Source organism: Mesorhizobium sp. M0678, from assembly GCF_040320505.1.
Taxonomy (GTDB): domain Bacteria; phylum Pseudomonadota; class Alphaproteobacteria; order Rhizobiales; family Rhizobiaceae; genus Mesorhizobium.
Map to the genome: position 1 here is coordinate 16,560 of NZ_JAMYPT010000005.1, position 22,966 is coordinate 39,525.

Here is a 22,966-nt window from a genome sequence, read left to right on the forward strand (position 1 = left end):
GTGACAGTGTCCGGCTTATGACCCTGTTCCGGGCGCACCGGTACGCTTGTCCGGCACTGAATGCCAAGCGTCGCGGGAGGGAGAATTCGGGCCGCTATTTACGGGAGTCGCTGTCGTTGGGGAACATAATCGGCGCTCCACCATCTGAACCAATTCACAATTGACCTTCTGGGAGGAACGAAATGAAAGTCAGCCTTTATAACCAACTTGTCCGCGCCGGGGCCACCCGCCGCGACGTGCTGAAGGGAGCGGCCAGCATGGCCGCCCTCGCGGCGGCCTCAAGCGCCGGACTTGGTGCGCTGACGCGCACGGCTGCGGCCGCCGACGACCTGCGTGCGCAGATCCTGCAGATCCCGGGTGTCGGCAAGGGTCAGCCGACCGATGCCGACTTCCAGCAGGTCGGCGAGCTTTGCCTTGGCGCCACCAAGGCCAATGTCAAGGAAGGCGAATTCGCCGGTGTCGAACTCACCTTCATGGGCCTCAACAACCAGAACCTGCACAATGTGCTGTTTCGCGGCTTCCTGAAGCCGTGGGAGACCTATACCGGCGCCAAGATCAACTGGATCGACCTGGCGCAGGCTGACTACAACGCCCGCCTGCAGCAGTCGATCGCGACCGGCACCGTCGATTTCGACATCATCGAAATGGGGGCACCGTTCGAAGGCGACGTCTGCGGCAAGGGTCTCACCTCCGAGATGCCGGACTGGGTCAAGGACCAGATCGACATGAAGGATGTCGTGGCCTATCTGCAGCCGCCGGTGGGCACATGGGACGGCAAGCAATATCGCGTGACCGTTGACGGCGACGCGCATAACTTCAACTACCGCACCGACGTGTTTGCCGATGCCGACCTCGCCAAGGCCTGGAAGGACGGCGGCGGAGAAGGCGAATGGGGCGTGCCGAAGACCTGGCAGCAGGTGCAGGCGGTGACGAAATTCCTCAAGGGCAAGCAGGTGAAGGGCCAGGATGTCTTTGGCTATCTCGATGCGCCCAAGCCCTGGGGCGGTTTCGGCTTTTATTTCCTCGGCAGCCGCGCCAGCGCCTACGCCAAGCATCCCGACGACAAGGCCTGGCTGTTCGATGCCGACACGATGAAGCCGCGCGTCAACAATCCGGCATGGGTGCGGGCGATCCAGGACGTCATCGATGCCCTGCCCTCCGAACCTGCCGACCAGATCAACGCCGACCCGAACACCACCGCCTTCCAGCAATTCTTGGCAGGCACCGGTTCGATGGTTACCTGGTGGGGCGACGTCGGTTCGAACGTCAAGACCAACGATTCCTCGGTCGTCGGCGACATCACCGGCTTCTCGATCCTGCCGGGCTCGGACGATGTCTACAACTCCAAGACCGGCCAGTGGGACAAGCTCGCCAGCGGCCCGAACCATGCACCGAACTGCGCCTATCTCGGCTGGGGCGTTTATGTCATGGCCCGCGTCGACAGCGACGAAAAGAAGAAGAAGGCGGCATGGTCTGCCGCTGCCCATCTCGGCGGCAAGGACCTGTCGCTCTGGTGCGCGGCCTATCCGTCGGGTTTCCAGCCCTATCGCAACTCGCATTTCAACATTCCGGAATGGGTGGCGGCGGGCTACGACGAGGCGTTCATCACCTCGTATCTGAAGTCGGAAGCCGACAGCTACAACCATCCGAACGCGGCGATCGAGCCGCGCATCCCCGGCATCTTCCAGTACTACAGCGCCGCCGAGGACATTTTGGCCAACACCTTTGCCGGCAAGATGAAGGCGCAGGAAGGCGCCGACGCCATCGCAGCCGCCTGGGAGAAGCTGACCGACCAGATCGGCCGCGACAAACAGGTCAAGCTCTACAAGGCCTCGCTCGGCATGTAGGCTGAGATAGTGAAACTGGTTCGGCGGCGCACAGCCGCCGGACCTCACCTTGACCGACTTGGCCTCGACCGGCTCGGCCGGTCATCGAGCCTCCTGTGAACGGGCAAGAACGCGTGGCTGACCGGACCCTGGCTGACCAGACTTTGTCGACAAGTGAATGGCCGGCAGGCGCCGTGCCATCCGACCTGATACCGCGGAGCCGCAAACGGCTTGGCTGGGCTCTGATGGCTGCTGCGACGCTCGGCCTTCTGGCGGTGATCGCACTGCAAATCCTCTACAAGAGCGAGGTCGACACTATCGGCTTCGAGACCTGGCGGCCGGTGGTCTACGCCTACGTGCTGTGGGGTGTCGCGCTCGGCATCGGCCAGGTACTGACGCGCGGCGAGGACGGCCAGCGCGCGCTGTTCCTGCTGCCGGCGCTGCTGTTTACCATTGCCATGGTGATCTTCCCGACGCTGTTCGGCTTCTATATCGCGCTGACCGACTGGAACCTCAGTTCCTTCAGCGGACGGCAGTTCAACGGGCTCGACAATTTCTGGCAGATGCTGAACGACGCCTATTATCGCAACGCGCTGTTCAACATGGTGCTCTACGTGCTGGCGGTGTTCGTCGAATATGTCATCGCCTTCGGCCTGGCGCTGCTGCTCAACGCGCAGATCCGGGCGCGAAAATTCTTCCGCGTCGTGTTTCTCATGCCGCTGATGCTGTCGCCGGTGGCGGTGTCGTGGATGATCGGCAAGTCGCTGATGGAATACCGCTTCGGGCCGGCCGCGACACTAGCGCGGCATCTCGGCTGGGAAAACCCCGCCTTCTTCTCCAACCCGATCACCGCCCGCATCTCGATCATGGTGCTCGACGCGTGGACGTTCATCCCGTTCATGATGATCATGCTGCTCGCCGGCCTGCAGGCGATGTCGCGCGAGGTGCTCGAGGCAGCGCGTGTCGATGGCGCCACTGCCTGGCAGACCTTCTGGCAGGTCACCTTCCCGCTGATGCTGCCGGTGTCGGTGACGGCGGTCATCCTGCGCATCATCTTCAAGCTGAAGCTCGCCGATATCATCATCACCGTCACCTCCGGCGGCCCCGGCGGCGCGACCGATTCGGTGTCCAGTTTCATCTACCGCGAATATCGCGACCGCTCGAACGTCGGCTACGGCACGATGCTGGCGATGGCCTATTTGATCATCATCATCGTGTTCGTGACCTGGCTGCTGAAATTCGCCAGCCGCTTCGTGCGCAACGTCAACTGATCGGGCTGGCAAGATGAGCGTTCAGACCACCGACTATGCCGCTTCCGAAATCCGCTCGCCGGCGAGCTTCGTCGCCAACCGCGTCTTCATCTATGGCGCGCTCATCTTCTGGGCTTTCATCTGCCTGTTCCCGATCTATTGGACGATAACCACTTCGTTCAAGACCGCGGTCGACGTCACCCAGGGCCATCTGATCCCGTTTCTCGATTTCAAACCCGACTGGAAGGGCTGGCGTTCGCTCGGTCTGTCGCCGGACTCGATCTTTCGGACGTCGACGGTTCGCGACGAGTTTATCAAGCGCTTCATGAATTCGGTCATCACTTCGGTCGGTGCGTCGAGCCTCGCCATCGTCATCGGCAGCCTCGCCGCCTACGGGCTGACCCGCTATCGTTACAAGTTCGCCTGGTTCAGGAACGAGGATATTTCCTTCTTCTTCCTGTCACAGCTGATCCTGCCGCCGGTGGTTTTGGCCCTGCCCTTCCTCGTGCTTTACCGGGAGGTCGGCCTGCTCGACACGCGCGTCGGGCTGATCCTGCTCTACACGCTGATGGTGCTGCCGATCGTCATCTGGATCATGCGCGACCAGTTCAACTCCATTCCGGTGGAGCTGGAGGAGGCAGCACTCGTCGACGGCCTGTCGATCTGGGGCGCCTTCTTGCGCATCGTCATGCCGATCGCGCTGCCGGGCATGGTCGCCGCCTTCATCCTGGCGATGGTGCTGTGCTGGAACGAGTATTTCTTCGCCGCGCTTTTGACCTCGACCGACGCAAAGACCATTCCTGTCATGGTGGCCAGCCAGACCGGCTCACAAGGCATCAACTGGTGGTCGATGGCAGCGCTTGCCACCGCCGCCATCACACCGCTCGCCGTCATCGGCATCGCGCTCGAGCGTTACCTGATCATGGGCGTGACAGCGGGCGCGGTGAAATAACTGCGCCGGTTCTCCCTTCTCCCCTTGTTGTGGGAGAAGGGAAAAGTGCGCTAACCCGAAAGTGTTGCCCGCAAATGCTCGAGGATCATGGCAACCCCTTTTTGCCCCAATTCCGCCGAGGCTTCGGGCGCACTTGCCGTGTACCAGCCGGTGTTGTCGGCGAAGCGGCCGGCATCGACCGCTTCCGGGCACAGCGCCAGCATCAGTGACGTCTCGCCGGTGCCGGCATGGTCGAACGGGTACCGGCTGTGCATTGAAGCCGGCATCAGCGGATGCACCTGCACCCAGTTGAAGAAATTGCTGCCCTCGGCGTGCTCGGCATAATAGTCGGCCATCGCCGGAGAGCCCCACCAGCCTTCGCCACGTTCTTTCTCCAGGAAGCGGAAGATCGCCTGCCGGCCGGCGGCCTTGAAGGCGAGATCGGTTGGCATGCCGGCGGCAAAATTTTCGGTCTGGTGGTGAATGATGGCGTGGATGTTGCGGAAGCCGACGCGCAGCAGGCTATAGAACAGTTCTTCCGCAAATGGCGCCAGCACATTGCCGCCGACCTGCAGCGAACCACTGCCCTCCGGTGCTGCAACAGCATAGCTCGCCGCGCCGTAATGGAAGGGCGGCAGAATGACGATTTCGGCTTCTTTTTCGAACAGTTCCAGGCTCTTGACCACCGCCAGCGTGTCCATGCCGACGGCCATGTGCTCGCCGTGATATTCAAGCACACCGAGCGGCAACACGACCGGCCAGTTTTCGGCGATCACCTTGCGTATCTGATGCGGCAGCATCAATTCGTAGCGCATGACACCTACTCCATATTGGTGTGGCGGGCGCGCATCGCTTCCGGCGAGACGCCGGTCAGATCCCTGAGCTTCAGCACCATCACTTCGAAGAGGACGAACAGCGCGCCTTCGAAAACCGAGCCCATCGGCAGGACGGATGTCTTTTCGGGACCCTGGTCGTCGGCCATGGTCTGAGCCGGGATAAGCAGTGCGAAATCGGCCAGCTTCGCGGCAGTGCTGTCGGCTTGCGCGGTGAGCAGCAGGACTGTGGTACCGGCCTCGCGCGCGACCTGCATCAAGGTCAGCACGGTCGACGTCTCACCCGGGCCGGAACTTGCGAGGAAGACATCGGCCTCGCCCAGCGGCGGCGTGGTCATGTCGCCGACGACCGACACCGGCAGACCGAGATGGTAGAGCCGCATGGCAAAACCCTGGACCTGCAGCGCCTCGCGGCCGCAGCCATAGGTGACGATCTTTTTCGCGCCAGCCAGGATGGCGCAAGCGGCGTCGATGCGGCTTGCGTCGATACGCTCCAGCACGGTGCCAAGCTCGTTCAGCGCAATCCCAAACAGGTTTTCGCCGGCGTCCGTCATAACATTTGCACCAGCTTGCAGGTGCCGGAGAACCATTTGAATATCTTAGTCACCTCTGCCCCGAACAGCTTGTTTTCACTCATGCTATCACCGCGAAAATCGGTGTCCAACGACACGCAGTGCTTTTGATGCGCTACAGCCGTGATAGTGTCACGGCAAATCCAAATGAGGAAACGACAGCATATGAAGACACGGCATTTCGACCGCATCGGTAATGGCGGCATCACCTTCACCGAGCTCGGCTTCGGCACTGCGCCGCTCGGCAATCTCTACCGCGCCGTCTCCGACGAGGATGCCAATGCTACGCTGGAGGCGGCATGGCGGGTCGGCTGCCGCTACTACGATACCGCGCCGCTCTATGGGCTGGGCCTAGCCGAAACGCGACTCAATCCGTTCCTGCGTTCGAAGAAGCGCGACGACTACGTGCTGTCCAGCAAAGTCGGGCGCATCATGCGCGCCTGCCCGCCGGAACAGCGCACCGGCATCGGCAAATTCTTCGACACCCCATCGCGCCGCGAGGTCTACGATTACAGCTATGACGGCGTCATGCGCTCCTTCGAAGCCTCGCTGGAACGACTCGGCGTCGACCGCATCGACATCCTCTTCGTGCATGATGTCGACATCTTCACCCATGGCAGCAAGGAAGCCTCGGACCAGCGCATCCAGGAATTCATGAGCTCCGGCTATTACGGATTGCTAGCATTGCGCGACCAGGGCGTGATCAAGGCGTTCGGCGGCGGCATCAACGAGTGGCCGGTTGCCCAGACGCTGGCCGAGCGCGGCGATTTCGATCTGTTCCTGCTTGCCGGGCGTTACACGCTGCTGGAGCAGGAAGCGCTGCAGTCTTTCCTGCCGCTATGCCAGCAACGCGGCATCGGCATCGTTCTCGGCGGGCCGTACAATTCCGGCATCCTGGCAACCGGGCCGAAGCCCGGCGCCTACTACAACTATTCGGAGGCGCCGCAGGACATCATCGACCGCGTCACCCGCATCGAGGCCGTCTGCAAGCGCCACGGCGTGCGCCTGATCGAGGCGGCGCTGCAGTTCCCGCTGCTGCATCCTTCGGTCGTCTCGGTAATCCCCGGCGGCCAGCGGCCGGGCGAAGTCGAAAGCAATCGCTCGCTGCTCGACGCGAAACCGCCATCGGCGCTGTGGGCCGATCTCAAGAAGGAAGGCTTGATGCGCACTGACGCGCCGACGGCATAGCGCCGCCTTTTCCAACGACGCTGCGGGCACAGAAAAGAAAAACCGGATATACCGGCTTTTCTTTTCTCTGAAAGACTTAAGGAGGCGCTTAGTTGACCGCGTCCTTGAGGCCCTTGCCGGCCGAGAACTTCGGCACGGTGCGCGCCGGGATCTTCACTTCCGCACCGGTCTGCGGATTGCGGCCGGTCGACGCGGCGCGTTGTGACACGGTGAAATTTCCGAAGCCGACAAGCCGGACATCGCCGCCCTTTTTCAGTTCGCCGGTGATGACGGAAAACACCGCATCAACCGCCGACTGCGCGTCACCCTTCGAAATACTCGCGGCATCGGCGACAGCGGACACCAGTTCGTTCTTGTTCATAAAAATTCCCTTCCATGAGAAAACCGGAACACTCGACTCATCCGGCAGGAAACGGACTTTAGAAAGAAGCGCTCCGGCAACCAAGTCGAAAAGCGCCGGGAAAGTCGAAAAAAGCCCGGAAATCCGGGGTTCTTCACATGAAAAAGCCGGGCTCAAGGCCCGGCTCTCTCTTTGTGCATTGCAACTTTAGCAAGAGCTAATGCGCCAGCGATTTACCAGCTTCGTCCCCGACATCGACCACGGCCGGCGCATTGACGGGTTCAACCCACTGGATCGGTTCCGGCATGCGCACCAGCGCATGGCGCAACACTTCGCCAACCCGTGAGACCGGAATGATCTCCATGCCGCTCTTCACGTTCTCCGGAATCTCCGCCAGATCCTTGGCGTTCTCTTCCGGGATCAGCACCTTCTTGATGCCGCCGCGAAGTGCGGCAAGCAGCTTCTCCTTGAGGCCGCCGATCGGCAGCACCCTGCCGCGCAGCGTGATCTCGCCGGTCATCGCCACATCGGCCTTGACCGGGATTCCGGTCAGCACCGAGACGATCGCCGTCGCCATCGCCACGCCAGCCGACGGTCCGTCCTTGGGCGTTGCGCCTTCCGGCACGTGGACGTGGATATCGCGCTTGTCGAACAGCGGCGGCTCGACGCCGAAATCGATGGCCCGCGAGCGGACGTAGGACGCCGCCGCCGAAATCGATTCCTTCATAACGTCGCGCAGATTGCCGGTCACGGTCATGCGGCCCTTGCCGGGCATCATGACACCTTCCACCGTCAACAGCTCGCCGCCGACTTCCGTCCAGGCGAGCCCGGTGACCACGCCGACCTGATCGTCGCTCTCGACCTGGCCGAAGCGGAAGCGCGGAACACCAAGATAATCGGCAAGATTGTCCGCCGTGATGTTGATCGTCTTCTTCTTCGTCTTCAGGATCTCGGTCACCGCCTTGCGCCCGAGCTTCATCAGCTCGCGCTCCAGGCTCCTGACGCCCGCTTCACGGGTGTAGGTCTGGATGATGCCGCGGATCGCGTCCTCGCCGACGGAGAATTCCTTCGGCTGCAACGCGTGGTCGCGGATCACCTTGGGCATCAGGTGACGCTTGGCGATCTCGATCTTCTCGTCCTCGGTGTAGCCGGCGATACGGATGATCTCCATGCGGTCCATCAAGGGCGCAGGGATGTTCAGCGTGTTCGCCGTCGTTACGAACATCACGCTCGACAGGTCGTATTCGACCTCGAGGTAATGGTCCATGAACGTCGAATTCTGCTCGGGATCGAGCACCTCGAGCAAAGCCGATGACGGATCACCGCGGAAATCCTGGCCCATCTTGTCGATCTCGTCGAGCAGGAAGAGCGGGTTGGATTTCTTCGCCTTCTTCATCGACTGGATGACCTTGCCGGGCATCGAGCCGATATAGGTGCGGCGGTGACCGCGGATCTCGGCCTCGTCGCGCACGCCGCCCAGCGCCATGCGGATGAACTCACGGCCGGTCGCCTTGGCGATCGACTTGCCGAGCGAGGTCTTGCCGACGCCGGGAGGTCCGACGAGGCACAGGATCGGCCCCTTCAGCTTCTTCTGACGGCTCTGCACGGCGAGGTATTCGACGATGCGGTCCTTGACCTTGTCGAGGCCGAAATGGTCGGTATCGAGCACGTTTTGGGCAAAGGCCAGATCCTGCTTGACCTTGGAGTTCCTGCCCCACGGGATCGACAGCAGCCAGTCGAGATAGTTGCGCACGACGGTCGATTCAGCCGACATCGGCGACATCGTCCGCAGCTTCTTCAGTTCGGCTTCCGCTTTTTCGCGGGCCTCCTTGGAGAGCTTGGTCTTCTTGATGCGCGCCTCGATCTCGGCGGCCTCGTCGCGGCCGTCCTCGCCCTCGCCGAGCTCCTTCTGGATCGCCTTCATCTGCTCGTTGAGGTAGTATTCGCGCTGCGTCTTCTCCATCTGGCGCTTGACGCGCGAGCGGATGCGCTTCTCGACCTGCAGCACCGAGATTTCGGCTTCCATGAAGCCCATCGCCTTCTCCAGCCGTTCCTTGACGGAAAGCGTGGCGAGCATCTCCTGCTTCTCGGGGATCTTGATGGCAAGATGCGAAGCGACCGTGTCGGCGAGCTTGGAATAGTCGTCGATCTGGCTGGCGGCACCCACCACTTCGGGCGAGATCTTCTTGTTCAGCTTGACGTAGTTCTCGAAGTCGGTGACGACGGAACGGGCCAGCGCCTCGACCTCGACCTCTTCCTCCTCCGGTTCGACCAGCGCCGCAGCACGGGCTTCATGGAAGTCGGGACGGTCGGTGAACGCGACGATTTTCGCGCGCGAGGCGCCTTCGACCAGCACCTTCACGGTGCCGTCCGGCAGTTTCAGCAATTGCAGCACATTGGCGAGCGTGCCGATGTCAAAGATGGCATCGGGCTCCGGATCGTCGTCGGCGGCATTCATCTGGGTCGCAAGCAGGATCTGCTTTTCCTGACCCATCACTTCTTCCAGCGCCTTGATCGACTTTTCACGCCCGACGAAGAGCGGAACGATCATGTGCGGGAACACCACGATGTCGCGCAGTGGGAGGACTGCGAAGACGCCGTCGCTGGGAGCCTTGGATAATTTGGCCATTGTCCAACCTTTCATGTCGCGGCTGCCAATCGGCCAACCGCGAATCTCATATTAACGACCGGGGATCGTTCCGCCTACCACCGTTTGTGACGGGAGTTTTACAGCACAGAATTCGGCACCACGGCCTTCTGCCATTAGTTGGAGGCACGGGGGGTAAAGATCAAGGGTCAACACGGTCCGTCCCTCCAATCCGCAGCCATTACGCGGCGCCGTACGCGGTCTGCGACAGCAAAACGGCGCCCTGCGGCGCCGTTTCGGAAAAAAAATCCATTGCCGGCTCACGTCAGGCGCTGACGTTGCCCTTCTTTTCCTTCTGCTCGGAATAGATGTAGAGCGGCCTGGCGTTGCCTGACACCACCTCTTCCGAAATAACGACTTCGCGCACGCCTTCCAGCGCCGGCAGTTCGAACATGGTGTCGAGCAGGATCGCTTCCATGATCGAACGCAGGCCGCGCGCGCCGGTCTTGCGCTCGATGGCGCGCTTGGCGATCGCCGAGAGCGCGTTCTCGTGGAAGGTCAGGTCGACATTCTCCATCTCGAACAGCCGCTGATACTGCTTGACCAGCGCGTTCTTCGGCTCGGTCAGGATCTGGATCAGCGCCGGCTCGTCGAGGTCCTCCAGCGTCGCCAGGACAGGCAGACGGCCGACGAACTCTGGAATGAGGCCGAACTTCAAGAGATCCTCAGGCTCGACCAGGCGGAAAACATCGCCGGTGCGGCGATCCTCGGGCGAAGCGACGATGGCGCCGAAACCGATCGAGGTCTTCCTGCCGCGATCCGAGATGATCTTGTCCAGGCCGGCGAAAGCGCCACCGCAGATGAACAGGATGTTGGCGGTGTCGACCTGCAGGAATTCCTGCTGCGGATGCTTCCTGCCGCCCTGCGGCGGCACGGAGGCGACAGTGCCTTCCATGATCTTCAAAAGTGCCTGCTGCACGCCCTCGCCCGAGACGTCGCGGGTGATCGAGGGATTGTCCGACTTGCGCGAGATCTTGTCGATCTCGTCGATATAGACGATGCCGCGCTGGGCGCGCTCGACATTGTAGTCGGCCGACTGCAACAGCTTCAGGATGATGTTCTCGACGTCCTCGCCGACATAGCCGGCCTCGGTCAGCGTCGTCGCGTCGGCCATGGTGAAGGGGACGTCGATGATACGGGCCAGCGTCTGCGCCAGCAACGTCTTGCCGCAGCCGGTCGGGCCGATCAGCAGGATGTTAGACTTCGCGAGTTCGACGTCGTTGTTCTTGCCGGCATGGGCGAGGCGCTTGTAGTGGTTGTGGACGGCCACCGACAGCACGCGCTTGGCGTAAGGCTGGCCGATGACGTAGTCGTCGAGAACCTTGAGGATTTCCTGTGGGGTCGGCACGCCCTCTCGCGACTTCACCATCGAGGTCTTGTTCTCCTCGCGGATGATGTCCATGCACAGTTCGACGCATTCGTCGCAGATGAACACCGTCGGCCCGGCGATCAGCTTGCGCACTTCGTGCTGGCTTTTGCCGCAAAACGAGCAATAAAGCGTGTTCTTGGAATCACCGCTGTTGTTGCCGACCTTGCTCATTTTCCTGTCCTTTCATGGCCGCCCGCCGATGGTCTGGTTGAAAGGGCGCATATTCAATCTATCGCGGGAATCCGCTGCCGCCAGTGCCCCGGCTCCCGCAACGCATTCCGTACGAAACACAAATCGGAAAACGGGGCAATGATTCGAACAACCCCACGCAAAGCTAAGCCGTCGAAAATCAACATAGCCTTAACGTAGGCAATTGCACCCGTCGAGGGAACAGCCAATTGTGGCCGAAATGCCGCAAGCTGCGCCAAAAGCGCGTGATCCCGCCACTCATTGCCACCGCAGGGCCACCGCGGGCCTATAAGGCAATACCTTCGACCGGCTCACGTGACGAAATGACCTTGTCGATGAGGCCGAAATCCCTGGCCTCGTCGGCAGTCATGAAATGGTCACGGTCGAGCGTTTTTTCAATCTCATCGTAGCTCTTGCCGGTGTGCTTGACGTAAACCTCGTTGAGGCGACGCTTCAGCTTGATGATGTCCTGGGCATGGCGCTCGATGTCGGAAGCCTGGCCCTGGAAGCCGCCGGAAGGCTGGTGGACCATGATGCGGGCGTTCGGCGTGGCAAAGCGCATGTCCTTGTGGCCCGCCGTCAAGAGCAGCGAGCCCATCGAGGCGGCCTGACCGATGCAGAGCGTCGACACGGCAGGCTTGATGAACTGCATGGTGTCATAGATCGCCATGCCGGAGGTGACGACGCCGCCGGGCGAGTTGATATAGAGGTTGATTTCCTTCTTCGGATTCTCCGCCTCGAGGAACAGCAGCTGCGCGCAGACCAGCGTCGCCATGCCGTCCTCGACCGGGCCGGTGATGAAAATGATGCGCTCCTTGAGGAGCCGCGAGAAAATGTCGTAGGCCCGCTCGCCGCGATTGGTCTGTTCGACCACCATCGGAACGAGGTTCATGTAGGTTTCGACGGGGTTCTTCATGGACTATCCCTTTTTGAGGATGGGATTCCGGCGCCGGAGATTTGCAATCGGGCAGAATCGGTTCTGGATCGTTATTGTGTAAATAGGATGCCGGCTCACCCTAGCGCAAGGCCGCCTCTCCTAGCCATCCGGTTAAGTCGAATCAAGGTTTCCAAACCAGTTTCGCCTGTCGCCGTGCCGGCAGCCCCTCTCCTGCCGTGGGAAGGGGCGCTCATGCTTGGCCGTTGTTTAGCAGTTTCTTAACCGCATCGCTTAACGAAAAGTGGTGAAACCGCTTTTTCCGGCCACGGCTTACCCTACAATTCAACGTTGAACTCGCTTCACGCAGTTCAAACAGGGGGAGTGCGATGATCAAGAAAGTTGCTTCCTTGGCCCTTGCCGGCATCAGCGTTCTCGGCATGGCGTCCGAAACGGCTGCCGGCGGACGCGCGGTCGAATGCTACGAGCAGGTCAATCGGCCGGCCGTCTACGACACCGTCTACGAGGAGGTGCTCGTCAGCCCAGCCGGCCAGCAGGTGCAGTATGAAGCGCCAATCTACGGGACGCGTGAGCGCGTGGTGCAGATCGCGCCGGCGCGCGTCAGCTACGAGATCGTGCCCGCCATCACCCGCACCATCTACCGGTCCGTGAGGGTCGATGACGGCGGCTATTCCTGGGAATGGCGCATCATCGATGGCCGCAAGGTGCTGTGCAAGGTCAGGCACAAGGCGCGCTATGAACGCGTGGCCGAGATCGTCGTGGTTGAGCCGGAACGCCGGCGGCGCGTTGTCCTCCCCGCCGAATACGAGAGCGTCGCCGAAGAGGTTCTCGTGCGGCCGGAGCAACGGCGCATCATCGACATTCCGGCGTCCTATCAGACAGTGGCTCGCCGCGTGGTGGTCAGGGAGGGCTCGTCGAGCTGGCGGCGCGTGCATATTCCGAGGCATTGCCAGTATTAGCGCTCAGGCCGCCTCGGCCCTGAGCCATTTCTTCAGGCCGTCGACATCGCCATTGCCGACGCAGGCCGCAACCCTTCTGCCGACCGCCGCGCCGAACTTGTAGCCGTGGCCGGAGCAGGCCGATACGACCAGGCATCTGCCTTTCCGGTGGGCCAAAAACTTCTCGTCGGCGGTGAATGTATAGGCGCAGGTGACCACGTCGGTGACCTTATACTCGTCGATGCGGGCAATCGGCGGCGAAAACAGGTTGCGGATCGCCTCGCCCTCGCCCGGCACCGGCTGGCGGTTCCAGTCGGCATCACTGGTCGGCACCCTGTGCAGGCCGGAGCCGAATTTCATGCCGGCCCCGCCCGAGGGCGGGATGGCATAGCCGTCGACAGTGCCGCCGATGTTGAGGACGACCGGTGCTGCCTGCCAGACCGCTTTCAGGTCCGCCGGCGGTTCGACATAGGCGAGCGCGGTGCGCCAGGTTTTCAGCTCGCCATCCAGCTCCGGGAACAGTTTTAGCACCCAGGCGCCGGCAGCGACGACGATCCGTTCGGCCTGCATGGTTTCGCCGCCCGCCAGCACGACATGCCCGGCCTCGGCGTCGATCTCGACCACCTTGCTGTTCTCGTAGACATTGGCGCCGTTCGCGCGCAGCCATCTGGCGAGGCCCGAGGCGATCTTGCGGCAGTGCAGGGCGCCGCCGTCCGGCGAAAAATACGCATAGCGGAATGAACCGGGCTGCAGGAACGGCCAGCGTTCGACCGCGGCGTCCGGCTCGAACAATTCGAACGGGTAGTTCCCGGCCTCCATGCCTTCTCGGTATTCCTCGGCCTCGTCTCCCGGCTGGCGCGAAATACAGATGAAGCCGCGCGGATCGAGATGGGTTTCACCGAGATCGGCCCACATCTCATCCCAAGCTTCATAGGCTTCGGTGATCAGCCGGCCGTAGCCCGTTCCGGCCCGGTAGGCGCGGCGGATGATGCGATGATGGTCGCCGGAGGCGGCGAGCGGATTGGGGATCGGTCCCTGCTCGACGATCGAGACGAGGTGCCCGGCCTTGACCAGCGACCAGGCCGTGGAAAGCCCGGCAATGCCTGCACCGACCACGATCACATTCATGAAAACCGTCCTTCCGCAACCGCTTCGGCGGCTCACCTCACGGGAGGGCCAACATACGGTCTGGCACCAGACTGGCAAGCCGCGCTAATGATCTGGCATGACCGAATTGAAGCCGCCCTATCTTGCCTTTGATCCAGCCTCCCGCCGCCTGCGGCTCGATCCGCACGAACCGGCTTTTTTCCAGAACCCTTACGAAGCCTATGCCTTCCTGCATGGCGCATCGAACGCCTTCTTCTGGGAGGAGTTTGGTTTCTGGTGCTTTGGCAGCTTCGACGACGTCAACCGGCTGCTGCGCGATCGCCGCTTCGGCCGCCAGAACCCGGCCGGCATTCCGGACAGCCGGGGCATCGGCCAGGACCGCACGCATCTCAGCGCCTTCGACGGTGTCGAGGCCAATTCGATGCTGGAGTTGGAGCCGCCCGTCCACACACGGCTCAGAACGCTGGTCAACCGCGCCTTCGTCTCGCGTCAGGTCGAGCGGCTCAGGCCGCGTGTCGAAGCGCTGGCCAACGAGCTGATCGACCGTTTCGAACCAGGAAGAGTCGACCTGCTGCCGGCTTTCGCCGCTCCCTTGCCGATCACCATCATTGCGGAAATGCTCGGCGTGCCGGTCGAGATGGGGCCGCAGCTGCTCGACTGGTCGCATCAGATGGTCGCCATGTACATGCATGGCCGCACCCGCGAGACGGAGGACACGGCCAATCGCGCCGCGCGCGACTTTTCGAATTTTTTGCGCGGCTACGTCGCCGAGCGGCGAAAGAGGCCGGGCGAGGATCTTCTGTCGCTGCTGATTGCGGCACAGGAGGACGGCCAGAAACTGTCGGAGGACGAGCTGGTATCCTCGGCCATCCTTTTGCTCAATGCCGGCCATGAAGCAACTGTCCACCAGACCGGCAATGCGGTGCGCTCGATCCTTGCGCAAGGCGGCGACCCGCGCCGCTTCTTCGCCTCACCGGAAGCAACAGCCGCGACGGTCGAAGAGTGCCTGCGCTACGACGCGCCGCTGCACATGTTCACGCGCTACGCCTATCACGAGGTCGAGGCCGGGCCGGGGATCATCGTCCAGCCGGGCGAGACGATCGGGCTGTTGCTCGGCATGGCCAATCGCGACCCTACTGCGTTTGCCGAGCCTCTCGCCTTCAGGCCGGACCGTGCCGACCAGAAGAACGTATCGTTCGGCGCCGGCATCCATTTCTGCATCGGCGCGCCGCTCGCCCGGCTCGAACTGCAGGTGTCGCTGAAAACCTTGTTCGACCGGCTACCGCAGCTGCATCTTGCCGAACAGCCGCGCTTCCGCGACACCTATCATTTCCACGGCCTGGAAACGCTCGCCGTACACTTCTGAGCATTCGGTCCGGCAGGGGTGATCAAAGCTTGATCACATACTCCTTGCGCGTCGTTTCAAGCACTTCCCAGCTTCCTCTAAAGCCCGGCCTCAGCACGAAGCTGTCGCCTGCCCTGACGGTGCGCGCATCGCCGCCGTCTTCGGCGATCACCGAAACCCCTGACAGGATGTGGCAGAACTCCCATTCGTCATATTCGATGCGCCATTTGCCGGGCGTTGCTTCCCAGATGCCGGCATAAAGGCCGCCGTCCTGTTCCTCTACATTCCAGGTGCGGAATTTCGGATCGCCCGAAATCAGGCGATCCGGCGCCGGTGCGCCATGCTCGGCTTCGACGGCGTCGATGTCGACGGACAGAAATTTCGGCGTGGTCATGGCGATCAAACCTTGGCGAGAGCCTGTTCCAGATCGGCGACGATGTCGTTGACGTCCTCGATGCCGACCGAAAGCCTGACCGTGTCCGGCCCTGCCCCGGCATTGATCTTCTGCTCGTCGGAAAGCTGGCGATGCGTGGTCGATGCCGGGTGGATGACCAGCGACTTGGTGTCGCCGACATTGGCCAGGTGCGAGAACAGCTCGAGCGCCTCGACGAACTTGATGCCCGCGGCATAGCCGCCCTTCAGCCCGAAAGTGAACACCGCGCCGGCGCCAAGCGGCGAGTACTTCTTCTGCAGCGCATTGTTCTTGTCGCTGGGCAGGCCGGGATAGGACACCCAGGCGACCTTGGGATGGTTGGAAAGCCATCCGGCGACCGCCGCCGCATTGTCGCAGTGGCGCTGCATCCTGAGCGGCAAGGTTTCCAGACCGGTCAGGATAAGGAATGCGTTGAACGGCGAAATCGCCGCGCCGATGTCGCGCAGGCCGAGCACGCGAGCAGCGATGGCGAAGGCGAAATTGCCGAAGGTCTCGTGCAGGACGAGGCCGCCATATTCGGGGCGCGGCTCCGACAGCATCGGATATTTGCCCGACTTCGACCAATCGAAGGTGCCGCCGTCGACAATGGCGCCGCCGATCGAGTTGCCGTGGCCGCCGATGAACTTGGTCAGCGAATGCACGACGATGTCGGCGCCATGCTCGATCGGCCGCAGCAGGTAGGGGGAGGCCAGCGTGTTGTCGACGATCAGCGGCAGGCCGTGCTTGCGGGCAATGTCGCCGATCTTCTCGATATCGACGAAGACGCCGCCCGGATTGGCCAGGCTCTCGATGAAGATTGCCTTGGTCCTGTCGTCGATCTGGCTCTCGAAGGTCGAGATGTCATTGGTGTCGGCCCAGCGCACCTGCCAACCGAAATTCTTGAAGGCGTGGCCGAATTGGTTGATCGAGCCGCCGTAAAGCTTTGTCGCTGAAACGAAATTGTCGCCGGGCTGCATCAGATTGTGGAAGACCAGCACCTGCGCGGCATGGCCGGAGGCGACCGCAAGGCCTGCCGTGCCGCCTTCGAGTGCCGCGATGCGCTCTTCCAGCACCGCCTGGGTCGGGTTCATGATGCGGGTGTAGATGTTGCCGAACGCCTTCAGCCCGAACAGCGAGGCGGCATGGTCGGCATCGTCGAAGACGAAGGAGGTGGTCTGGTAGATCGGCGTCGCTCGCGCGCCGGTCGCCGGATCCGGCTTGGCACCTGCATGGACGGCGAGCGTGTTGAAACCGGGCGTGCGGGCCATCGAAAAACCTCCCTCAATGGTGAATAGTGAATGGTGAATGGTGAATGGTGAATGGTGAATGGCAAAGTCGGCCAGCCCCACCCTGATTGCAAGCGGCTCATATGCCGCCTTGCCGGCCTTCCAGAAAAATCCTTCTATTCACCATTCACCATTCATTACCTACTTCTGGCGAACGCCGAAACTCTGGAACCCCGGCCGCATCAGCGGCTTCTTCGACGACAGCACGCCGGAATTGACGCCGGTCCAGCCGATCTCGCCGGACAGCTTGCCATATTCGATCTTGGGGCAACGGTTCATCACCACCTTGATGCCGACAGCCTCTGCGCGCGTCGCCGCCTCGTCATGGCGTATGCCAAGCTGCATCCAGATGACTTTCGGCAGCGGATCGAGCCGCAACACCTCGTCGACAATGCCCGGCACAGCGGCGGAAGCGCGAAAGACGTCGACCATGTCGACAGGTCCCGGAACGTCGGCGAGCCTGGCATAGGTCATCTGGCCGAGGATCTCCTTGCCGGCCTGGCCGGGATTGATCGGGAACACCGAAAACCCTTTGCCGAGCAGATATTTCAGCACGAAATAGCTCGGCCGCACATCGTTGGCCGACGCGCCGACCAAGGCGATGGTCTTCACCGAATTGAGGATGCCGGCGATATAGGCGTTGTCGTAGGCGTCGTGGTTCATGCCTCGTCATACAGCGCTTCGGAGTGAGGTGCCAACAGCCGCGTCAGTTGCTTGCGATGAGCCAGAGGGGAACCTCGTCAGCCGGGCAGCGAAATCGATCCGTCTTCCGCGATCGGAAAAGCCGGATTGTGCGCCACTTCCCAGATGTGCCCGTCGGCATCGGCGAAATAGCCGTACCAACCGCCCCAGAATGCGCGGCCAGCCGGCTTGACGATACGGCCGCCGGCCCTCTCGGCCATCGCCAGCACTGCATCGACCTCGACGTCGGAGCGGGTGTTGTAGGCGAGGTAGACGGCCGACGGCGCCCTGGAGAAGGTGACGCCCGAATCCTCTTCGGCGCTTGGGCGCGGAAACAAGCCAAGAATGGCGCCGCCCATCTGGAAGAAGGCAACGCCCTCGGTGATCCCGGCATGGCGCTTCAGGCCCATCGCCTCGTAGAAGCGCACGGCGCGGTCAAGATCGTCCGTGGCGATGGTGATGATGGAGATGCGCGGTTCCATATCCGCCTCCTATTCCTCCGGCCATTCCGGCTTGCGCTTGCCGATGAAGGCGCCAATGCCCTCTTCCGCATCGCGCGCCAGCATGTTCTCGACCATGACGCGCCCGGTGTAATCATAGGCCTCGGCCAGCCCCATCTCGGCCTGCTCATAAAAGGCTTCCTTGCCGATCTTGACGACCAAGGACGATTTGGACGCAATAGTTTGCGCGTATTTGGTGACAATCTGATTCAGATATTCGCGCGGCACGACGCGGTTGACCAAGCCGAATTCCTTGGCGGTTGCCGCATCGATCGTCTCGCCGGTCAAAAGCATCTCCATGGCGTGCTTGCGCGAGACGTTGCGCGACAGCGCCACCATCGGCGTCGAGCAGAACAGTCCGATATTGACGCCAGGCGTGCAGAAGGTCGCCTCGTGCGAGGCGATGGCGAGATCGCAGCTGGCAACCAGCTGCAATCCGGCCGCCGTCGCCAGGCCGTCGACTTCGGCGATCACCGGCTTAGGATGGCGAACGATCGCCTGCATCAATGAAGCGCAGGCGGAAAACGTCTTTTCGAAGAAGCCCCTGCCGCGATCGGCATCGGCGCGGTGCGCGCTCAACTCCTTGAGGTCGTGTCCGGCGCAGAACACCTTGCCGACCGCCCCGAGCACGATGACGCGGACGGATTTGTCGGCCTTGGCGCGGTCGAGTTCCGCCATCAGCGCCGCCATCACTGCAAGCGAAAGAGCATTGGCCGGCGGATTGGCAAGCGTCAGGCGCAGCACGCCCTTGTCCAGCCTGGAGACGACCGGCCCTTCGGCAACGGCAGGTTTGATGGCAACGATTTCGGCCATGGGGTCATTCCTCCGCGATTCCGGATCGGTGATCGACTAATCTAGTATGCCGGTCTCGCTTCGTCCAACACCCCGCTTCTGCCATAATGAATGGCTGTTGCCAGAAACAGCACGCTACGCTCATACAGGCAGGCGCAAACGAGGGACCGACATGCCTGCCCAAAGCAACCTCAAGCCGGTGCTGACGGCTGCTGATGTCAACGCGCTGATGGCGACCGTTTTCCCGCAACTCAACGACCAGTTCACCTTCTATGAGGCGTTGGAGGTGTTTCCAGGCGGCTGTGTCGTGCGACTCAATGCCGACGAGCGCCATTTGCGTCCCGGCGGCACCGTGTCGGGTTCGGCGCTGTTCACGCTGGCCGACATAGGCGGCTATGTCTGCGTGCTCTCGCATGCCGGACCGGATGCGCTTTCGGTCACCACCAGTCTCAACATCAATTTCGTCCGCAAGGCCGAGGCCGGGCCGATCGACGGCCATTGCCGCATCCTCAAGCTCGGCAAGAGCCTGATGGTGTTCGATATCGACATCGTCGCCGGCCCGGAGGGACACACAGTAGCGCACGCAACGGGCACCTATTCGATCCCGCCAAAGCGGATTGATGGTGTGGTAAAATAATACCTTTCACCCAAGGCATTGTTTTTGCTGGATTTTGATAGCTTGCCGACATTTCACGCGCCTTGACGCAGTCGCCGTCCTCTCCTATAAGCCCTCACGGAACAGCGGCCCGCAAAGGCCGCCGTTTTGTTATTGGCGGCGGGCAAGCGCCTTTCGCCAATCCAAGCAACAAGAAACGCCTTCTTTTGAAGGTCCGAACCGAAAGCAACAATCCATGGCAACCTTTTCGCAGAAGCCTGCGGATGTGGTGAAGAAGTGGGTGCTGATCGACGCCGAGGGTCTCGTCGTCGGCCGTCTCGCCACTGTCATCGCCAATCATCTTCGCGGCAAACACAAGCCCACCTTCACCCCGCACGTCGACGACGGCGACAACGTCATCGTCATCAATGCCGACAAGGTGGTGTTCACCGGCAAGAAGTTCACCGACAAGGTCTATTACTGGCACACCGGCCACCCCGGCGGCGTCAAGGAGCGCACCGCGCGCCAGCTGCTCGAGGGTCGTTTCCCCGAACGTGTCGTCGAGAAGGCCGTCGAACGCATGATCCCGCGTGGCCCGCTCGGCCGTCGCCAGATGAAGAACCTCCGCGTCTATGCAGGCACGGAACATCCGCATGTCGCCCAGCAGCCTGTCGTCCTCGACGTGGCCAAGCTGAACGCCAAGAACAAGAAGGTTTCGTAAGATGGCTGAGCTTTCCTCGCTCGCAGAACTCGGAGCTGCCACCGGCAATACCAACACCCAGCCGGCCGCACCCGTCCACGTCCAGAAACTCGATAAGTCGGGCCGCGCCTACGCCACCGGCAAGCGCAAGAACGCCATCGCCCGCGTCTGGGTGAAGCCCGGCTCCGGCAAGATCGTCGTCAACGACAAGGTGTTCGCCGAATATTTCGCGCGTCCGGTGCTGCAGATGATCCTCAACCAGCCGATCATCGCCGCCAATCGCGCCGGCCAGTACGACATCGTTGCCACCGTCATCGGCGGCGGCCTTTCCGGCCAGGCGGGTGCCGTGCGCCACGGCATCTCCAAGGCGCTGACCTATTACGAGCCGGCGCTGCGCGCCGTGCTCAAGAAGGGTGGCTTCCTGACCCGCGACAGCCGCGTCGTCGAGCGCAAGAAGTACGGCAAGGCAAAGGCCCGCCGGAGCTTCCAGTTCTCCAAGCGTTAAGCGCTGCGCAATTACACGTTTTCGAAAGGCCGCCTCCGGGCGGCCTTTTCCACAAAAAGAGGCACCAATCACCCCATCGGGCGCGGCTCGCACGCATGGTGGCAGACTTCAGGCCTTGATGAAGTCAATGAACGCCCGCAACGGCGCCGGCACGAGGCGCCGGCCGGGATAGTAAAGGAACGGCCCGGAGAAGCTCTGCCACCAGGGTTCAAGCAGCGGTTCGAGCGCCCCGCTCTCGAAGTGAGGGCGTAGCCAATCCTCGAACAGGCTGATGATGCCGGTGCCGGCGATGGCTGCATCGACTTTGAGGTCAGTCGCCCCGCCCAGGGTCACGACAAGCGGCCCCGTCGGGTCGACCCGCACCACCTCGCCGTCGCGCTCGAATTCCCACGGCGGCATCGCACGGCTGGCAAAGCGGCCGCGCAGGCAGGCGTGGCCGAGCAGGTCGCGCGGGTGTTGCGGCCGGCCATGACGATCCAGGTAGGCCGGGCTGGCGGCGATGGCGAAGCGCTGCACGCGCGGTCCGATCGGCACAGCGATCATGTCTTGCTCCAGCCGCTCCTCATAGCGAATGCCGGCGTCGCACCCCGCCGCCAGCACATCGACGAAGCTCTCCTCCGAGATCACCTCCAACCGGATGCCTGGATAGGCGGCGAGAAAAGGCGGAACGATGCTGGGCAGTACCAGCCGCGCCGCGCTGACCGGCACATTGAGGCGCAACGTACCTGCCGGCCTGTCGCGAAAGCCGTTCACTACATCGAGGGCCGACTCCACCTCGGTCAAGGCAGGACCGAGCCGCGCCAGCAGGCCTTCGCCGGCTTCCGTCAGGACAACGCTGCGGGTCGTCCGGTTGAGCAGCCTGACACCGAGCTGCGTCTCCAGGCGCCGCACCGCCTCGCTCAAGCCGGACGCACTGCCGCCGCTGGCGCGTGCCGCATCCCGAAAACCTTTGGCGCGCGCTACGGCCACGAAGGCGTTCAGGTCCCCGAGATCAATCTGCATTGTTCGTCATTCCGCACAGCCCGTGCGAATTGTACCCAATTATCATGAGATCGGACAGCGTCTATCTGTGCACCGTTCCTGAAGGAGAAAGACCATGTCCAGCGTCGACCAGTCCGGCACATTCATCCTCGGCGACCGCAAGGTGAGACGGCTCGGCTACGGCGCCATGCAGCTCGCAGGGCCAGGCGTCTTCGGCCCACCAAAGGACCACGACGCGGCATTGGGCGTACTGCGCGAAGCCGTTGCACAAGGCGTCAACCACATCGACACCAGCGACTTCTATGGCCCGCACGTGACCAACCTGTTGATCCGCGAAGCGCTCGCACCCTATCCCGACGACCTCGTTATCGTCACCAAGATCGGCGCCCGACGCGGCACGGATGGCTCATGGCTGCCGGCCTTCTCGGCAGAAGAGCTGACACAGGCGGTGCACGACAATCTGCACAATCTCGGATTCGACGTGCTGGAGGTGGTCAACCTTCGGGTCATGTTCGACGCGCATGGCCCCGCCGAAGGGTCGATCGAGGCGCCGCTTGCGACGCTCGCCGGGCTCCAGCGACGGGGCCTCGTGCGGCACATCGGGCTGAGCAACGTCACCGCTGCACAGATCGCCGAAGGCCGCAGGATTTGCAGGATCGTCTGCGTGCAGAACCAGTACAATCTGGCGCATCGGGGCGACGATGCCTTGATCGACGATCTGGCCCGCGACGGCATCGCCTATGTGCCGTTCTTCCCGCTTGGCGGCTTCAACCCGTTGCAGTCGTCGACCTTGTCCAAGGTCGCCGCACGCCTCGGCGCCACGCCCATGCAGGTCGCGCTCGCCTGGCTGCTTCGCCGCGCGCCCAACATTCTTCTGATCCCCGGCACGTCTTCCGTCGCGCATCTGCGAGAGAACCTCGCCGCTGCCGACCTCGAACTGTCGGACGATGTCATCAAGGAGCTGCATGGTATGGCAATGGCGGCCTGCGGGTAGATTACCGAAGGCAGTGACGAGCCAATCTCCCCCAAGTGGGTTCCCTTGCGGGGGAGATGGCCGGCAGGACAGAAAGGGCGCGAAGGCGCG

23 protein-coding genes are annotated in these 22,966 nt (G+C 62.3%); 10 read left to right on the forward strand and 13 right to left on the reverse strand.

The genetic code is table 11. The features are described 5' to 3' along the window. The first annotated feature begins 182 nt into the window (after positions 1–182). The 3 genes from NKI29_RS11200 to NKI29_RS11210 all read left to right on the forward strand — a co-directional run bounded on the left by NKI29_RS11200 (position 183) and on the right by NKI29_RS11210 (position 4,028). Positions 183–1,847: an ABC transporter substrate-binding protein gene (locus NKI29_RS11200; protein ID WP_023674663.1), complete on the forward strand. Its 1,665-nt coding sequence runs from the start codon at positions 183–185 to the stop codon at positions 1,845–1,847. 128 nt (positions 1,848–1,975) lie between these two features. Continuing rightward, positions 1,976–3,097 (forward strand): carbohydrate ABC transporter permease, encoded by a 1,122-nt coding sequence (locus NKI29_RS11205; RefSeq protein ID WP_031211226.1) that lies wholly within the window; start codon positions 1,976–1,978, stop codon positions 3,095–3,097. A gap of 13 nt (positions 3,098–3,110) precedes the next feature. Beyond that, positions 3,111–4,028, forward strand: a complete 918-nt coding sequence (locus tag NKI29_RS11210) for a carbohydrate ABC transporter permease (protein ID WP_352796263.1) — start codon at positions 3,111–3,113, stop codon at positions 4,026–4,028. A gap of 50 nt (positions 4,029–4,078) precedes the next feature. Here NKI29_RS11210 and NKI29_RS11215 read toward each other — a convergent pair whose 3' ends face one another. Both NKI29_RS11215 and NKI29_RS11220 read right to left on the reverse strand, forming a co-directional pair. Next, positions 4,079–4,822: a creatininase family protein gene (locus tag NKI29_RS11215; RefSeq protein ID WP_023674660.1), complete on the reverse strand. Its 744-nt coding sequence runs from the start codon at positions 4,820–4,822 to the stop codon at positions 4,079–4,081. Positions 4,823–4,827: 5 nt separating this feature from the next. Further along, entirely contained in the window at positions 4,828–5,394 is a 567-nt protein-coding gene (locus tag NKI29_RS11220) for an SIS domain-containing protein (RefSeq protein WP_352465573.1), read from the reverse strand. Between the two features lie 183 nt (positions 5,395–5,577). Here NKI29_RS11220 and NKI29_RS11225 point away from each other — a divergent pair, with 183 nt between their 5' ends. After that, positions 5,578–6,600 (forward strand): aldo/keto reductase, encoded by a 1,023-nt coding sequence (locus NKI29_RS11225; RefSeq protein ID WP_352465572.1) that lies wholly within the window; start codon positions 5,578–5,580, stop codon positions 6,598–6,600. A gap of 88 nt (positions 6,601–6,688) precedes the next feature. On the opposite strand, the gene NKI29_RS11230 is transcribed toward NKI29_RS11225, so the two are convergent. From NKI29_RS11230 to NKI29_RS11245, 4 genes are all read right to left on the reverse strand, one after another. After that, positions 6,689–6,961, reverse strand: coding sequence for an HU family DNA-binding protein (locus tag NKI29_RS11230; protein WP_023674657.1), 273 nt, complete (start codon positions 6,959–6,961; stop codon positions 6,689–6,691). Between the two features lie 196 nt (positions 6,962–7,157). Further along, a complete protein-coding gene (gene lon / locus NKI29_RS11235; RefSeq protein ID WP_023674656.1) occupies positions 7,158–9,569 on the reverse strand; it encodes an endopeptidase La in 2,412 nt (803 codons plus the stop codon). A 283-nt stretch (positions 9,570–9,852) separates the two neighbouring features. Beyond that, positions 9,853–11,127, reverse strand: coding sequence for an ATP-dependent Clp protease ATP-binding subunit ClpX (gene clpX / locus NKI29_RS11240; RefSeq protein ID WP_006332719.1), 1,275 nt, complete (start codon positions 11,125–11,127; stop codon positions 9,853–9,855). A gap of 304 nt (positions 11,128–11,431) precedes the next feature. Further along, positions 11,432–12,061, reverse strand: coding sequence for an ATP-dependent Clp protease proteolytic subunit (locus NKI29_RS11245; RefSeq protein ID WP_023674655.1), 630 nt, complete (start codon positions 12,059–12,061; stop codon positions 11,432–11,434). A gap of 347 nt (positions 12,062–12,408) precedes the next feature. Here NKI29_RS11245 and NKI29_RS11250 point away from each other — a divergent pair, with 347 nt between their 5' ends. Further along, complete coding sequence (locus NKI29_RS11250) at positions 12,409–12,999, forward strand: hypothetical protein (protein WP_352590600.1); 591 nt, start codon at positions 12,409–12,411, stop codon at positions 12,997–12,999. A 3-nt stretch (positions 13,000–13,002) separates the two neighbouring features. Here NKI29_RS11250 and NKI29_RS11255 read toward each other — a convergent pair whose 3' ends face one another. Next, the gene (locus NKI29_RS11255; RefSeq protein WP_352755214.1) at positions 13,003–14,106 is read right to left on the reverse strand and encodes an NAD(P)/FAD-dependent oxidoreductase; all 1,104 of its coding nucleotides are present in this window, start codon (positions 14,104–14,106) and stop codon (positions 13,003–13,005) included. Between the two features lie 97 nt (positions 14,107–14,203). Between NKI29_RS11255 and NKI29_RS11260 the strand changes: the two genes are divergently transcribed. Beyond that, entirely contained in the window at positions 14,204–15,451 is a 1,248-nt protein-coding gene (locus tag NKI29_RS11260) for a cytochrome P450 (protein WP_352796265.1), read from the forward strand. Positions 15,452–15,473: 22 nt separating this feature from the next. Here NKI29_RS11260 and NKI29_RS11265 read toward each other — a convergent pair whose 3' ends face one another. The 5 genes from NKI29_RS11265 to NKI29_RS11285 all read right to left on the reverse strand — a co-directional run bounded on the left by NKI29_RS11265 (position 15,474) and on the right by NKI29_RS11285 (position 19,122). Then, on the reverse strand, positions 15,474–15,824 hold the full coding sequence (locus tag NKI29_RS11265; protein WP_352636877.1) for a cupin domain-containing protein: 351 nt from the start codon (positions 15,822–15,824) through the stop codon (positions 15,474–15,476). Between the two features lie 5 nt (positions 15,825–15,829). Continuing rightward, entirely contained in the window at positions 15,830–17,110 is a 1,281-nt protein-coding gene (locus NKI29_RS11270) for an O-acetylhomoserine aminocarboxypropyltransferase (protein WP_023674650.1), read from the reverse strand. 159 nt (positions 17,111–17,269) lie between these two features. Further along, positions 17,270–17,791 (reverse strand): CoA-binding protein, encoded by a 522-nt coding sequence (locus NKI29_RS11275; protein ID WP_352636876.1) that lies wholly within the window; start codon positions 17,789–17,791, stop codon positions 17,270–17,272. A gap of 77 nt (positions 17,792–17,868) precedes the next feature. Then, a complete protein-coding gene (locus NKI29_RS11280; protein ID WP_352456609.1) occupies positions 17,869–18,291 on the reverse strand; it encodes a VOC family protein in 423 nt (140 codons plus the stop codon). Positions 18,292–18,300: 9 nt separating this feature from the next. Beyond that, complete coding sequence (locus tag NKI29_RS11285) at positions 18,301–19,122, reverse strand: enoyl-CoA hydratase (protein WP_352456608.1); 822 nt, start codon at positions 19,120–19,122, stop codon at positions 18,301–18,303. A 151-nt stretch (positions 19,123–19,273) separates the two neighbouring features. Between NKI29_RS11285 and NKI29_RS11290 the strand changes: the two genes are divergently transcribed. The 3 genes from NKI29_RS11290 to rpsI all read left to right on the forward strand — a co-directional run bounded on the left by NKI29_RS11290 (position 19,274) and on the right by rpsI (position 20,901). Continuing rightward, positions 19,274–19,738, forward strand: a complete 465-nt coding sequence (locus tag NKI29_RS11290) for a PaaI family thioesterase (RefSeq protein WP_023674646.1) — start codon at positions 19,274–19,276, stop codon at positions 19,736–19,738. Between the two features lie 214 nt (positions 19,739–19,952). Continuing rightward, positions 19,953–20,417, forward strand: a complete 465-nt coding sequence (gene rplM / locus NKI29_RS11295) for a 50S ribosomal protein L13 (protein WP_023674645.1) — start codon at positions 19,953–19,955, stop codon at positions 20,415–20,417. A gap of 1 nt (position 20,418) precedes the next feature. Next, complete coding sequence (gene rpsI, locus NKI29_RS11300; RefSeq protein WP_023674644.1) at positions 20,419–20,901, forward strand: 30S ribosomal protein S9; 483 nt, start codon at positions 20,419–20,421, stop codon at positions 20,899–20,901. A 108-nt stretch (positions 20,902–21,009) separates the two neighbouring features. On the opposite strand, the gene NKI29_RS11305 is transcribed toward rpsI, so the two are convergent. Next, positions 21,010–21,903 (reverse strand): LysR family transcriptional regulator, encoded by an 894-nt coding sequence (locus tag NKI29_RS11305; protein ID WP_352796269.1) that lies wholly within the window; start codon positions 21,901–21,903, stop codon positions 21,010–21,012. Between the two features lie 94 nt (positions 21,904–21,997). Between NKI29_RS11305 and NKI29_RS11310 the strand changes: the two genes are divergently transcribed. Further along, complete coding sequence (locus tag NKI29_RS11310) at positions 21,998–22,876, forward strand: aldo/keto reductase family oxidoreductase (protein WP_352796271.1); 879 nt, start codon at positions 21,998–22,000, stop codon at positions 22,874–22,876. Positions 22,877–22,966: the final 90 nt, after the last annotated feature.